Origin of the sequence: Sporofaciens sp. JLR.KK001 (assembly GCF_036941055.1) — a bacterium.
Taxonomy (GTDB): Bacteria; Bacillota; Clostridia; order Lachnospirales; family Lachnospiraceae; genus Sporofaciens.
The window spans coordinates 851,579-864,959 of sequence record NZ_JAYMNO010000002.1 but is presented as its reverse complement, the minus strand read 5'-3'; the positions used below and the strand labels follow the sequence as shown (position 1 = coordinate 864,959).

The 13,381-nt window shown below is 43.4% G+C and carries 9 protein-coding genes and 2 pseudogenes; 6 read left to right on the top strand and 5 right to left on the bottom strand.

What is annotated here, in order from left to right; genetic code table 11:
• The first annotated feature begins 230 nt into the window (after positions 1 to 230).
• Positions 231 to 470 carry a hypothetical protein gene (locus tag VSQ62_RS29290; RefSeq protein WP_334638394.1) on the top strand — a complete coding sequence of 80 codons (240 nt, stop codon included), beginning with the start codon at positions 231 to 233 and terminating at the stop codon, positions 468 to 470.
• A 72-nt stretch (positions 471 to 542) separates the two neighbouring features.
• On the opposite strand, the gene VSQ62_RS29285 is transcribed toward VSQ62_RS29290, so the two are convergent.
• Positions 543 to 2,147 (bottom strand): IS110 family RNA-guided transposase, encoded by a 1,605-nt coding sequence (locus VSQ62_RS29285; protein WP_304429581.1) that lies wholly within the window; start codon positions 2,145 to 2,147, stop codon positions 543 to 545.
• A 1,541-nt stretch (positions 2,148 to 3,688) separates the two neighbouring features.
• Here VSQ62_RS29285 and VSQ62_RS29280 point away from each other — a divergent pair.
• A pseudogene (locus VSQ62_RS29280) lies at positions 3,689 to 3,763 on the top strand (helix-turn-helix domain-containing protein); the annotation flags it as partial.
• Positions 3,764 to 3,977: 214 nt separating this feature from the next.
• On the opposite strand, the pseudogene VSQ62_RS29270 reads toward VSQ62_RS29280, so the two are convergent.
• Positions 3,978 to 5,133: pseudogene (locus tag VSQ62_RS29270) on the bottom strand (IS3 family transposase).
• Positions 5,134 to 5,303: 170 nt separating this feature from the next.
• Between VSQ62_RS29270 and VSQ62_RS29265 the strand changes: the two are divergent.
• Together VSQ62_RS29265 and VSQ62_RS29260 are read left to right on the top strand one after the other, a co-directional pair.
• Positions 5,304 to 7,031, top strand: coding sequence for a transposase (locus VSQ62_RS29265; RefSeq protein WP_334638393.1), 1,728 nt, complete (start codon positions 5,304 to 5,306; stop codon positions 7,029 to 7,031).
• Positions 7,032 to 7,122: 91 nt separating this feature from the next.
• The gene (locus tag VSQ62_RS29260) at positions 7,123 to 7,557 is read left to right on the top strand and encodes a transposase domain-containing protein (RefSeq protein ID WP_334638392.1); all 435 of its coding nucleotides are present in this window, start codon (positions 7,123 to 7,125) and stop codon (positions 7,555 to 7,557) included.
• Positions 7,558 to 7,722: 165 nt separating this feature from the next.
• On the opposite strand, the gene VSQ62_RS29255 is transcribed toward VSQ62_RS29260, so the two are convergent.
• From VSQ62_RS29255 to VSQ62_RS29245, 3 genes are all read right to left on the bottom strand, one after another.
• Positions 7,723 to 8,538, bottom strand: coding sequence for a helix-turn-helix domain-containing protein (locus VSQ62_RS29255; RefSeq protein WP_334638391.1), 816 nt, complete (start codon positions 8,536 to 8,538; stop codon positions 7,723 to 7,725).
• Positions 8,539 to 8,566: 28 nt separating this feature from the next.
• Positions 8,567 to 9,310, bottom strand: a complete 744-nt coding sequence (locus tag VSQ62_RS29250) for an asparaginase (protein ID WP_334638390.1) — start codon at positions 9,308 to 9,310, stop codon at positions 8,567 to 8,569.
• Between the two features lie 61 nt (positions 9,311 to 9,371).
• The gene (locus VSQ62_RS29245) at positions 9,372 to 10,202 is read right to left on the bottom strand and encodes a cytosine permease (RefSeq protein ID WP_334638389.1); all 831 of its coding nucleotides are present in this window, start codon (positions 10,200 to 10,202) and stop codon (positions 9,372 to 9,374) included.
• On the opposite strand from VSQ62_RS29245, the gene VSQ62_RS29240 reads away from it, so the two are divergent.
• Both VSQ62_RS29240 and VSQ62_RS29235 read left to right on the top strand, forming a co-directional pair.
• Positions 10,165 to 10,860, top strand: coding sequence for a creatininase family protein (locus tag VSQ62_RS29240; RefSeq protein WP_334638388.1), 696 nt, complete (start codon positions 10,165 to 10,167; stop codon positions 10,858 to 10,860). The two genes, VSQ62_RS29245 and VSQ62_RS29240, sit on opposite strands and share 38 nt — an antisense overlap.
• Positions 10,861 to 11,558: 698 nt before the next feature.
• Complete coding sequence (locus tag VSQ62_RS29235) at positions 11,559 to 13,370, top strand: alpha-amylase family protein (RefSeq protein ID WP_334638538.1); 1,812 nt, start codon at positions 11,559 to 11,561, stop codon at positions 13,368 to 13,370.
• Positions 13,371 to 13,381 lie beyond the last annotated feature (11 nt).

The window sequence follows — 13,381 nt, the reverse complement described above, 5'->3', positions numbered from 1 at the left end:
TATTGTTGATGAGGATTTGCACATCACTTTTAGTAGAGATGTTACAAAATTCCCTGAGACAGAGCTAAATGAAGTTTTCTCAAAGCGTGAATAGCTGGGGCAGGCAAAGGCAATACTTTTTGCCACACGAATTAAGGAAGCCATTTCTGAAAAGTTATCAGAAATTCGTGCATTGAGTAATTCATTTGAAGGTGAAGAAAGTTATACGTTGTAAAGGTGTGAATGTATAAATGAATTATAGTATTCTAATACAAGATAAGAAGGATGAATCCATGTACAGGTTCCTTCAGGTAAAAGAAGAGATTATGGAAGAAGTACCAAAAGAAGTAGTAGAAGATCCAAATACTCATGAAGTTCGCACCGAAATAGAACTTGTTGGTACCGGAAAGTTTCTCATGGTCAAATACAAGGAACCTGATAAGGATAAGTATGAAAGCTTTGTAGGACTTGTAGAGTGCAAAAGGGCATAAAATCCCCCTCCCCATGAAAAGGGGCTTTTTAAATGGGATACGATATGATACAATAAGCTACAGCAATCCAGTTTAGGCTGTAGCAGTTGCCACCGCAGGATCTTTTGGATGACAATTTAGGGCATGACCCTGTTGGGAGCCGGAGATAAGTACCGGACTTCCATTTACAGATTCCTGTATTGGCTGGGATATATCTGCACTTCCTGAAGTGGATTGCTTTTCTTTTGCATCCTGGACAACAGGTGACTTGCTGCAGGTATCTGTCGTTTCTGTCTCCTTGCCACAGCACTGTGTCTCAATCAGGTGGATCGTGCTTTCATCAGCGCCCTGTTCTTTTAAGAAAGCGATGACATTGTTTAAATTCAGCCCTTTAGTTTTCTTGGTGTTTTGTATGGTATCTTCATAATCCACCGGGAGGAAATCTGCATCATCCCGGATCATATGGTAAATGGCCACAAGCATTTTTCTTGCGATAGCGATGATCGCTTTTTTGTGGCCCCGGCGCTTTTTCAGCGTTTCGTATTTACAATGGAAATAGGGATCTTTCCGCGTGCTTTTTGCAGCCGCAAGCGCACATTGGACGAGCAGGGGCTTCAGATAATGCCCGCCGTCCCCCGTCCTTGTGGACTTCTTCTTCCCTGCGCTTGCATTATTTGCCGGAGAGAGACCCGCCCAGCAGGAAAGAGCGGCATCATCCTTCCAAACGGACATGTCTGTCCCAATCTCACCCAGGATATACAGGGCGGATATGTCCGTGATACCTACCATCGTTACCAGATGGCGGATGATACGGAAGTATTTTTGACGGTAATATTCCAGTTTTTCATCAATCAACCGGATGCATTCATTCAGCTGCCCGAGATGTAGCTGGATGATGTTCAGTTTGTCGCGCTGGACTCCTATGAATTCATAGCCGTGGATGCTTTCAAGGATATCTTCGTTGGATGCCTGAACCCGGCGGTCCACCAGGTTCAGTATCTCCTCATCGCTGACCTGGTCCGGATCTGTCTCGATCAGATATTCCATGATGGCAGATGCAGATTTTCCAAAGGGATCGGAGAACACGCAGTCCAGCCTCACCTTGGATACAGTCATGGAATTTTGGAAACGGTTTTTCTCGGAAGTCCGCATGTAAGTAAGCTTCAGACGGTAGCGGCACAGTTCCCTCAAATCCCGGATGTCCGCTGGTGGGATGAAGGATGCCACGACAAGATCCATCCGGAACAGGCTGGCGATATGGATGGCATCCCGGAAATCCGTTTTCCGCCCTTTGGCCTGTTTGACGTATTTCGGATGTGTCAGGACGGGCTTGAGACCGCACTGCTCCAGGATATTGAAAACAGGAATCCAATATTTGCCGGTAGATTCCATGCAGACATCTCGTACACCATGGGCTTTGAACCATTGCGCCATATTGCGGATATCCTTGTTTGTCGACTGGAACTGTCTGACGTAAAAGACTGCTTTCAGGGTTTCGGGATCCGTCCGGCAGACGGCGGCCATGAGGATTTCCTTGTGGACATCAATGCCCGCGCAGACCGGGCGTTTGATATCACCGTCAGCAGATGTGATGACGCGGGTGCCGTCATCAAGTGTAAGGCATTTGAGTTCTTCGGAAGAATAGGTTCCCTCAGACCGGATGTGTTTCTTTTGTGTATTGCGTTTTTTTGATGCCATAGGGGCCTCCTTTCAGAAATGGAAGGGCTGAAAAAGAGACGCCGCAGTGACTGCTATCCCTGCGGGAACCCTTTAAGGACGGGTTTATTCATAAGTATACGGGCTTTAAAAGCGCCTATCATTTGTGCAAGAAGGATGGCGGCAACTGATAAATTTTCGGGCTCTGGATCTCCAGGCGTTACAACGTGCTCTGTAGTATGCTGGCGTCTCTGAAAATAAGAATACACCCATTTAGTCTATATGGAAATATGGAATCGAGGCTTTCGTCATCATTTGTGCCGCCGCAGGCGGTATGGTAACAAATTTGAGAAAAAGGTTATTAATCTTCTGAATACATATAACAGAACTGAAATTGCTCCTATATCATTAGAAGAATATGATGTAGATCTGTTGTGGAATTCTGATAATGTATAAAATTTTAAAATAAGCATTTCTAAATAATCTACCATTTAAAAGAGGGATATTTATATATTATCCCTCTTTTATAAAACCAAATAGTGTTGCTTCGAATTAAACCACATGCTCCACCGCTTGTGCGGATCCCCGTCAATTCCTTTGAGTTTCATTCTTGCGAACGTACTCCCCAGGTGGACTACTTATTGCGTTTTCCCTAAGAATAAATAGGCTTGTCCCTTTTTAGGGATTGTGCTCGTCGCGGGACTTAACCCAACATCTCACGACACGAGTTTGAACAACAAATACTATGCGTTACTCACCCGTCTGCTATCTTGATATCGAGAAGTGATTTTGTAGATGCCTTAACCTGAATGAATTTATAGCATAAATTCAGGCAGGTTAAGGTTCATACTTACCATACTGCTTGCTTAAAATAGTAAAATATGATAATAAAGAAAATAAGTTTTACTATCCCTCTTACCATTTCATCAAAGAATCCATTTTGTTCTAGAAAGTCATACACAAAACTAGATCTTTGTCGCAGAAGTATGGTAATCCTATGTAAAAAATTTCTCATAGGAACCTCCATCCTCTTCAACGCGAAGAACACTATTTGGTTGTCAAGTTACAATTACAGTCTGATTATAGCATGTTTATTTTGCATTTTCAATATTTAATGGTATATTTTCCCTCCACTTTCATATCTTGTAAGTAGCGTACTATTGTTGCTAAAATAAAGATCCTGTTTAATTAAAAAAATGGTTGATTATCTTATCTCAAAAAAGCCTTGATTTACGGGCATACAAGCAGGATTTCAAGCTGAATTTACTACCAATTTACTACTTTTGAGGGAAAGAGCTTTGATATGCCGCCCGGAACCCTGCAAGCCCAGCCACCAGCACACAGCATTGAGAATGAATAAATGAAAACTGAATACGACGCAGACGCGGCGTTTCTCTATCCCTAACGGGGAGAACAAGAACGCCGCCTTTTTTTGTCCTCATGTTACGCAGTAGGGGCAAACAGAGTCTTGCTATATGCGGCTTTGCAGGCGCACTTTTGCCGGGGACAGGGATTTATTACCTAAACCCGGCAAAACGGCGTTCTATCGCGTAACAAATCCACAACAAAGGAGTGATGAAGTTATGGCAGTTTTCCGAGTGTAGCGCAACAAGGGCTATACCGTTATGAGCAACCACCATTTACGCAACAAGGAGCTGCAATGCCACCATAACGTCGTACTCTGCAACCTGTTTTTTCAGCTTGCCATAGTCGGCGTAAAGGCTTTCTTTCTGCGCTTATAACTTTTCATACTCTGCTTGCAGGGCGGGGACGCTGGGGAGCTTGCCGTCGATCTGCGCCACCTTTAGTGCCTTTGCCGCCGCGTCATGGAGGTGGACCTATGTCAATACTTTGGACAAAAAAGTCGAAAGATTATGCTGCTTTTTTTAGTTCCGCATCCTCCTTTTGCTGTGGTGTCAAATAACCAATAGAGCTATGTATCCGTTTACGGTTATACCAGCCCTCTATGTATTCAAAGATTGCCCTTCGGGCCTCTTTAGAATCCTGATAATTATGAAGGTAGATTTCTTCTTTTTTCAGTACAGAATGGAATGATTCGATACAGGCATTGTCATAAGGGGTTCCCTTCCGGCTAAATGAATGCAGTATCCCCCTGCTGTTCAGGAATTTTTCAAACGATTGACTCGTATACTGGTTTCCTAAGTCGCTGTGGAGAATGATCCCCTTTGTCTCCCTGACATTCAGACAGGCGTTCTCAACAGCTTCTACCGCCAGTTCTGCTGTCATGGATGTTCCATACGCGTATCCAATGATCTTACGGCTGCACAAGTCCATTACTGAAGCCAGATAGGTCCATCCCTCTTTTTGTACATAGATATAGGTTATATCAGTACACCATTTCTGGTTGATGGTTTCCGTCCCGAAATCACATTTCAGAAGGTTTTCTTTATCATCTGGAACGGTTCCGTGATTGGCATGATGGTTGTATTTTTTTACTACAACAGAGCGCAGTCCCTGCTTTTCCATATGCCGCTGGACTCGTTTTATGCTGCAGGGAGTCCCGCTGCCATTGAGGGTACGGCATATTTTAACTGCCCCGTACCGCTACATTGAATCTTCATAAGCTTCCTTTACCTTCTAGCTGAATTCCGCATATTCCTTCTGCCGGTTTGCGGGCACACAAACCAGAGCTTTGTAATAGGTACTCCTTGGAAATCTCAGGGCATTGCAAAGCTGAGATACAGTATAATGGGTTAAATTTTGTCGGATAAAAGAAACAATCTCAGCTATTGTTCTTTCGCGAATATGGCGGTCGCTTTTTTAATATTTCATTTTCAATTTTAAGGCGCTGGATTTCTTTCTGGAGAGCCTTGTACTCTTTTAATGTAACGGTTTCCTCCTCAGACACTTTGATTGGAGAAAGCTGTTTTACCCAGTTGCTGAGTGTGCTCCGATTTACGCCATATTCACGTTCCAGTTGTGGATACGAAGTTCCTCCGACATTGTACAGATCCACAATCTGCTGCTTGAATTCCGGGGGAGACTGTCCGAAAACTAATAAGTTGATGAATTAATCTAATAGGTAGATGTATTCGCAAATTAAGCGAGTGATTTTTATAAAAATAATGTACCTTGAAAACTGAATAAAGTATACAAATTATCTCCTAATAGAAGAATTTTTCTCTCAAATGTGATAAAATAGAAATATAAAAATTGATTACTTTAGGAGAAAGTCCCATGCCATATATAAAGAAGAAAATAGACAGAAATCAAGTTATGATCACATCATTTGATAGTCTTGTAGAGCCGGAAAGCATTGCACGGATCATTGACTTTTTTGTTGATCATGTTGATCTCATGAAAATGGGATTTCAAAGGGCAGAAGCGAATGCAGGAGGAAGAGGATGCTATCCGCCATCCAATTTAATGAAGCTGTATTTGTACGGTTACCGAAGAGGGATCCGTTCATCAAGAAAGCTGGAAGCAGCATGTAAAACAAATCTTGAAGTGATATGGCTGATGGATGGATTGCAGCCGGATTTTCGGACGATTTCTGATTTTAGAAAAGACAATATTGCCTGTATGAAAAAAGTATTCAAGGAATTTACAAAACGGATATCGGTAGATCTGGATACCGGTTATGTGTCGATTGATGGGAGTAAATTTAAGGCATGGAATTCAAAAGACAGAAACTTTACGGCCATGAAACTGGATGACCGTATCAAATGGTTAGAAGACCATACAGAGGAATATTTACGTCAGATAGAAATAGCAGATGAAAATGAAGAAACAGGAAACGGAAGCCTTACCAAAGAGGAGCTTGAGAAGAAATTAGAGGAGGCGCAGAAGCGTTTAGATCAATACAAATTTTATAGGGATTTGATGATCAAACATAACTTGACACAAATATCATTAACAGATCCGGATTGCCGATTGATGAAAAATAAAAATGGGATGGATACAGCATATAATGTTCAGACCGCAGTAGATACAGAGACGCATTTGATGATGGATTACCAGATGACAAACCGGAATACGGACCATGGACTCATGGCATCAACAATGGAAGAGATAAAAAAGGGTGCGGGGGATGAGATCATAGAAGCGCTGGCAGACAAAGGGTACCAACAGCCGGAAGATATGATAGAATGTCTTGAAAAAGGGATCATTCCGAATGTGATATTGCCAGACGGGCAGGAGACATATGAGTTGGAAATAGAGTATGAGGAAAAGGGATGTGACAAATCGAGCAAATCAACAGAAGAGATAAAAAAGTGCCTGCATAATGGAATTGTGCCAGACGTGTATGAAGAAGTAATAGAGAAAATAGAAGTAGTAGAGACAAAGAAGAAAGTAGTCGACGAACCGGCAGAAATGGCAGAGCCGTATGCAACAGAGGAAGAGATGAAGGAGCGTGCAGGGGAAGGATTTTATGTACGGGATCCGGAGCGTGATAAAGTACATTGTCCAGGAGGAGCGGTACTTCGGCATAAAAGTGTTAAGAAAAACGGAGACACGAGATACGCGAATAAAACAGCATGTCGGAAATGTCCATATAGAAATCAATGTATAAGTGGGAAAGGGCAATGGAAAGAAATAGATTTCAACAAAGATACGCTGGAGAAGAAAGCAGCATGGTGGAATCCGGAAGGGCCGGAAGGACCAGAAGGTCCTGGGAAAGAACCAAAGAAAGGGAAAAAGGAGAAGTGGCATTTTGAAAAGAAGAAGGTGGTACGAATAAAATTCCGACCAGGCAGGGAGAAAATGGAACTGAGGAAATGTACCTCAGAGCATCCGTTTGGAACAATAAAACGAGCAATGGGAGCAAGCTACTTTCTGCTAAAAGGCAAGAGGAAAGTGGATGGGGAATTTGCGCTCTTTGCAACAGGATATAACCTGTCAAGAGCAGAAAATATGTTTCGATTTGAGGAATTGATGGAAAAAGTAGGAAGAGAAGCAGCATAAAAATTGTGTATTTTATTCAGTTTTCAAGGTCAGGTAAAAGATTCGTGAGAGGATCTGGGAATACCTGATTTTTTAGTGCAAAAATTCAAATTTGATTGTTAGATTAATGCATTTTTCGGACAATCTGGGGGGGGATTTTTGGTTTTTCGCCATGCTGAACATCTCCTTTGCTCTTTCACTTGATAGTATAGATTATTCAACTTTTCCTGTCCACACTTATATACTAACACCAAACAATGACTGTGAGGCCAGTATCCGTCCATTTGCAACCGGACGCAAAGTATGGCTGTTCGCAGACTCACCGGCAGGGGCAAGAGCCAGCAGCATCGTATATACATTGGTAGAAACAGCGAAGCTGAATCATCTGGATGTATTTGGCTATCTATGTTATTTATTAGAAAGCCTGCCGGATCTTGATCACCGAAACCATCCTGAATTACTGGAAGCATATCTTCTCTGGTCTGAAACATTGCCAGAAAGCTGCCGACTCAGGGAACATAGAATAAATAAGAAGTGTATGTTTTGATAGAGTATATCACGACATGCACTTCTTTTCATTACGGTGTGTTTTGTATCGCTTACAGATATATGAAGATTTTTATGGATTTTTAGCATTGTTTATGTACAAATTGGCAGCCTATGCCTTATGTCGCTAATTCTAGGCATAAAGCATAGGCTGTTATAATTAGTTCTATTCGTAATCCCATCTACTCCTGATTTTAACCCCATGATTCCTTAGGCATTTGAGGATGGTTTGCGGATTTACGCCAAACTGTTTAGCGATTTTTCCAGACGTATAACCGTTCTTATACAGAGAAATTACTTCTTCGGCATTTAACTTGGCTTGGACTTTGCTTCTGGTCACTTCTACTCCTTGTTCCCTTAGTAACTTAACGATAGTAGTTTTACAGACGCCGAATATTTCCCCTATTTCACGAGTGGTTTTACCAGACTGATATAAGGAACTTATTTCTTTTAACTCATTTTCGTTAAACTCTCTACGGGTTTGTTCCAGATGACTTACTGCTATTTCTCCATATTCGTCAACTTGCTTGTTGCTGATCTTGGCGCTTTCTGATAGAATATGTTTAGGCGGAACATTATTAATCTGGTGCTTGAAGTTCAGTATGGTTTGATATTTTTTGAAGTCAAGCCTTGATAATTCCATGTTTTCAAGGCATAGTCCGATACGGTAATCGAGACTATGCCTTTTTAAGTTCTCTTTGAGTGAAAAAGCAGGTGTATTATTTGCTGGTTTGCAGTTACGACAGACAGAAATGAGTCTTCTTAAGAGGTTGTATTCTGAATTGTAAATTAGAGTTATATTTGGTAAGAGAAATATGCGGCAATGCCAGGAAATATCAAGTGTAATCATGAAGGAGTAAAAACGCTGAACTTCGGGAAGAAAGGCTAAGAAAGTATGAAGGCAGATAGAGAAGATGTAAAACCAAGTCAATTTAAAAAAGACATAGTTCATTTTTTGATATTGAGACTGTGTCTTTTTCATTTTCTTTAGTGTGTACCATTTTTGTGAATTACAGCGTAACCTCGCCGGCATAATTAGTATCGAAGATCTGCCTTACTTCCGTTGGATTCTGTGTCTGCCCCAATGCCCACATTAATTTTGTAACAATTGCCTCCGTTGTCATATCTCTTCCGGGTATCACACCGCATTCCAGAAGCCGGCGTCCCACCTCGTACAGAGACAAGTCGCTTTTTTCATAAAGGCATTGGCTGCACACAACGACACTTACATCATTTGCAACAAGTTTTTTTAATTTTGGGATCAGGTTTCTGCGTTCAAAATGTGTGCCGCCCATACCAAAAGCTTCTATCACAATTCCGCGGTAGTGCTTCTGCTGCAGCCAGTCAAAGATATCCGGGCTTGTACCGGGGATCAGTTTCAGTAAAAATACATCCGTGAACATCTGCTCGATCGGAACCTGCGCTCCGGTCAGGACTATGGGCTTATCCAAATTCTGCAGCATATAGCTGAGAGCGGAGGCTGTATAAGCCATGGTATCCGTTCCATGTGTGATGATAATTCCATCGTAATGAGGCAGCGCTTCTGCGATGATCTCAGCCATGAACTGCCACTCTTCCGGCTGTATATTTGAACTGTCCAGACTGAATATATCCCTGCTGTCTATTAAAAAGTTATCCCGCGGTACAGGAAGCATCTGAATAATGTCCTGACAAGTGATATCAGGGATTAAGCCTTGTTGCGTCGGTCTTGAAGCAATGGTCCCCCCTGTCGTCAATAACAATACCTTTTTCATCTCTGCCTCCAATGCCGGAGAGGATCGATATTAAACCATATCCTCTCCTTATAAATCCAGGTTAAATTTCTTTTACCATTTTATCATCGATTCTTGCATCAGGGGTCAGATTGTAAATCAGAATATAAATTATGAAGGATACGACCATTGCAAACAGGCCTGCGGGAAGTCCATAAGGCAGCGGGACGATATACTGGAAGACATACCCTAGGATCGCTCCGATTGCGAAAGAGACGACGCCTGCCCAACGGACTGCCGGATGCTTGTTCAAGAGTTCAGTGCTGTATTTTTTATTTTTCCGCTTTCCTATGACAAAATAATCTGCCAGAATAGGAGCACACAGCGGCGGCGCCATAGAACCGAGCACATTGATGAAATCGGCAAAAAATAACTGGTAGAATGCAAGCGCACCTAAGAGTGTTCCCAGAATACCGCACACAGCAACTAATTTCTTTCGGCTTACATGGATTCCGAATGCATCCAATGAAGGTCCGGTGTACAGTGCGTTACAGTAAAGCTCGCTGTTATCGGTGGTCCATAACGCTGTTGTCCACACAAACACACCCAACAGAGCCACAAGCAGATTCACACCCAGCATCCAGATCACGTAATTATATTCTCCGATATGTACGGCGCCGATATATCCGACTACGTTGAGGATCGGATTGGTGAAGATGAAGCAGGATGCAGCGCACCAGAAAACAGCGTTTACATTTTTATTAAATCGGAATAAGTCCACACCCATAACTGCGCCGGCAATCCAGCTTCCCACAACTGCTGTGATTCCATTTCCAAGTCCAAGTCCTCCAAGGCTTGATGCCTTATTCAAAAATGTGGAGACTCCTCCGCTCTGTGTGACAAAGATCACGCCAACTACGATCGCTACGATCATGATCAGAGGCGCGCACATTGCGGAGGGCTGTGATACGCTGGTTTCCTATAAATTATCGAAACAGATTGCCGACCGGGTTGAGGGAATGCTGGTGCTGCCTCCGGTCACGGTAGGCTACAGCGCACATTATGATTCCTTCCCATTTTCCCTGACGCTGAGTTATGATACAACGACTGCAGTGATCTATGATATTATCGAGTCTGTAGTCCGCAATGGGATCACACGCATTTTCCTGATGAACGGGCATGACGGGAATATTGCTCCTATTGAGATTGCTTCCAGGAAAATCAAAGAAGTATATCCGGAGGTTCAGATAGCATCCCTGACGCAGTGGTGGGTAGCCGCAGGTAATCTCCTTCCGAAGGATACTTTTGAGGTGTGGGGAGGACTTGGACATGCCGGAGAAGGTGAGACATCTATTGCGTACCATCTGTTTCCTGATTGGTGTGAGCCAAAGCTTGCAACGTGCGTTGTACCGGATCTCCCGGATGAAGTAGAGATCAAATGGGACTTTTCGGAATTGACGGATACGGCACAGACCGGGGATGCGACAAAGGCGACTGCCGAAAAGGGTAAGATGATGAATGACGCCATTGTAGAGCATGTAGTTAAAGTTCTGAATGAACTTGATGAGAAGGATTGGAAATACCGCAGATAATTATAACAGGGGAACGGGATGATCGGCAAGAGTCATTCCGTTCTCTTGTTATTGTATCAATTCAGACAGGCAGCCCTGTTACTGATACTTTACACTTTCTGGTAATTTTAGTATAATATGGTTGTTGTATATTTTAGAACGATATATGATAAAAAATGTGGAATGGGGTAATACTTATGGCAAAGAAATCAAGAAAAGATCGTAAGAAGACTGCAACAAAGCAGAATGTGACAAAACAGAGCTTGGGTGAACAGAACGTGAAGCCGGAAGAGAAGTTGGAAAATGCTGGAGTGGAAGCCCAGGAAACGGAGGCGGTAATAGAGCCAAAGGATATAGGCGAAAAGACTGAGACGGCCGTGGAAGAAGCCGCCAAGAAAGCAGAAGAAGCGAAGCAAGCAGAGGAAGAAGAAGCCAAGAAAGCCGAAGAAGTTGCTAAGAAGGCCGCGGAAGAAGCCGCCGCAGCTAAGAAAGCAGAAGAAGTAGCCGCCAAGAAAGCCGCGGAAGAAGCTGCTAAAAAGGCTGCAAAAGAAGAGGCCGCTAAGAAGGCTGCAGAAGAAGCAGTTAAGAAGGCCGCGGAAGAAGAAGCCAAGAAAGCCGAAGAAGTTGCTAAGAAAGCCGCAGAAGAAGCCGCCGCCAAGAAAGCCGCAGAGGAAGCTGAGAAGAAGGCGCTTAGCCGTGCAACATTTGAGAGGAGGTTTGTGAAGCACCTGGATGAGCTGAAATGGCTTTATATGGAATTATATGGCAATAGTTCGATGTTTGCGGAGCTGAGCGATAATCTGTATCGTTTTTATGAAGAGCGTAACGAAGAACTGAAAGAGATCGATCTTAAGCGGGAGGAGTACCCGGATTGGTATAAGCAGAACGATATGCTCGGAATGATGTTCTATATCGACAACTTCGGCGGTAATATGAAGGGTGTGGAAGATAAGCTTGAATATCTTGAGAAGAGCAATGTGAACTATGTTCATCTGATGCCGTTTTTGGACACTGTGGAAGGCCGTTCTGACGGCGGATATGCGGTGGCAGATTTCCGAAAGGTACAGGAGAAGCTCGGTACGATTGAGGACTTAGAGAGCCTTACAGCGGCATGCCACAAGAAGAATATCAATGTGTGTATGGATTTTGTCATGAATCATACGTCTGAGGATCATGAGTGGGCGAAGAAGGCCCGTCAGGGAATCGGAGAGTATATGAGCAGGTATTTCTTCTTCGATAATTATTCGATCCCGGCAGAGTATGAGAAGACTGTGCCGCAGGTATTTCCGACGACAGCGCCGGGGAATTTTACATGGCTTGCGGATGCGGAGCATTTTGTTATGACGACCTTCTATCCGTATCAGTGGGATCTGAATTATAAGAACCCCAGAGTATTTAATGAGATGATGTATAATTTCCTGTATCTTGCGAACAAGGGAATTGACATTATCAGGATCGATGCGGTTCCGTATATCTGGAAGGAGTTAAATACTTCCTGCAGGAATCTTAAGCAGGTACATACGATCGTCCGCATGATGCGTATGATCAGTGAGATCGTATGTCCGAGTGTGCTGCTTCTCGGAGAGGTAGTTATGGAGCCGGAGAAGGTGGTTCCGTATTTTGGAACGGTAGAGAAGCCGGAGTGCCATATGTTATACAATGTTACTACGATGGCAACTACGTGGCATACTGTGGCGACCAGGGATGTGGGATTATTGCGTCAGCAGCTCGATATTGTCAACAGCCTGCCGAAGGAATATGTATTCCTGAATTATCTGCGCTGCCATGATGACATTGGATGGGGATTGGATTATGCGTCTCTGGAGAAGGAAGGGCTTAGAGAGCGTCCGCATAAGCAATACCTGAATGATTATTTCCAGGGATACGTGGGTGACAGCACAAGCCGCGGGGAACTGTATAATGCAGACCCAGTCACAGGCGACGCTAGATTCTGCGGAACGACAGCTTCTATGTGCGGTATTGAGAAGGCCGGATTTGAACAGGATGAGGAGGCTATGGAGAAGGCCATTGACAAGGATATCATGCTTCATGCATATATGTTCATGCAGTCTGGAATCCCGGTGCTTTACAGCGGTGATGAGATCGGTCAGGTAAATGATTACACATATAAGGAAAACCCGAACAAGGCTGAGGATTCCCGCTATATCCACAGAGGAGCTATGCAGTGGGATCTTGTTCAGAACATTAAGAACCTTGAGAGTGTAGAGAGCAGGGTATTCCGGAGACTGGGGCAGTTAGAGGAGATTCGTAAGTCGGAGAAGGTATTTGTCTCATATGCGGATACATGGACGATCGAGACTTGGGAAGCAGGAGTCCTGAGTATCGGAAGATATTATGAAGGCGAGAAGCTGATCGGATTATTTAATTTCAGCGAATATGATAAGACGGCATGGATCAATGAAGACGACGGTATGTATGTCGATCTGATATCTGGAAAGGAAATGGAAGCAAGAGGGGTGAATATCCCTGCATTCGGCTTCTATTATCTGAAGAAGAAGGATGTATTATAGAAATGTACAGG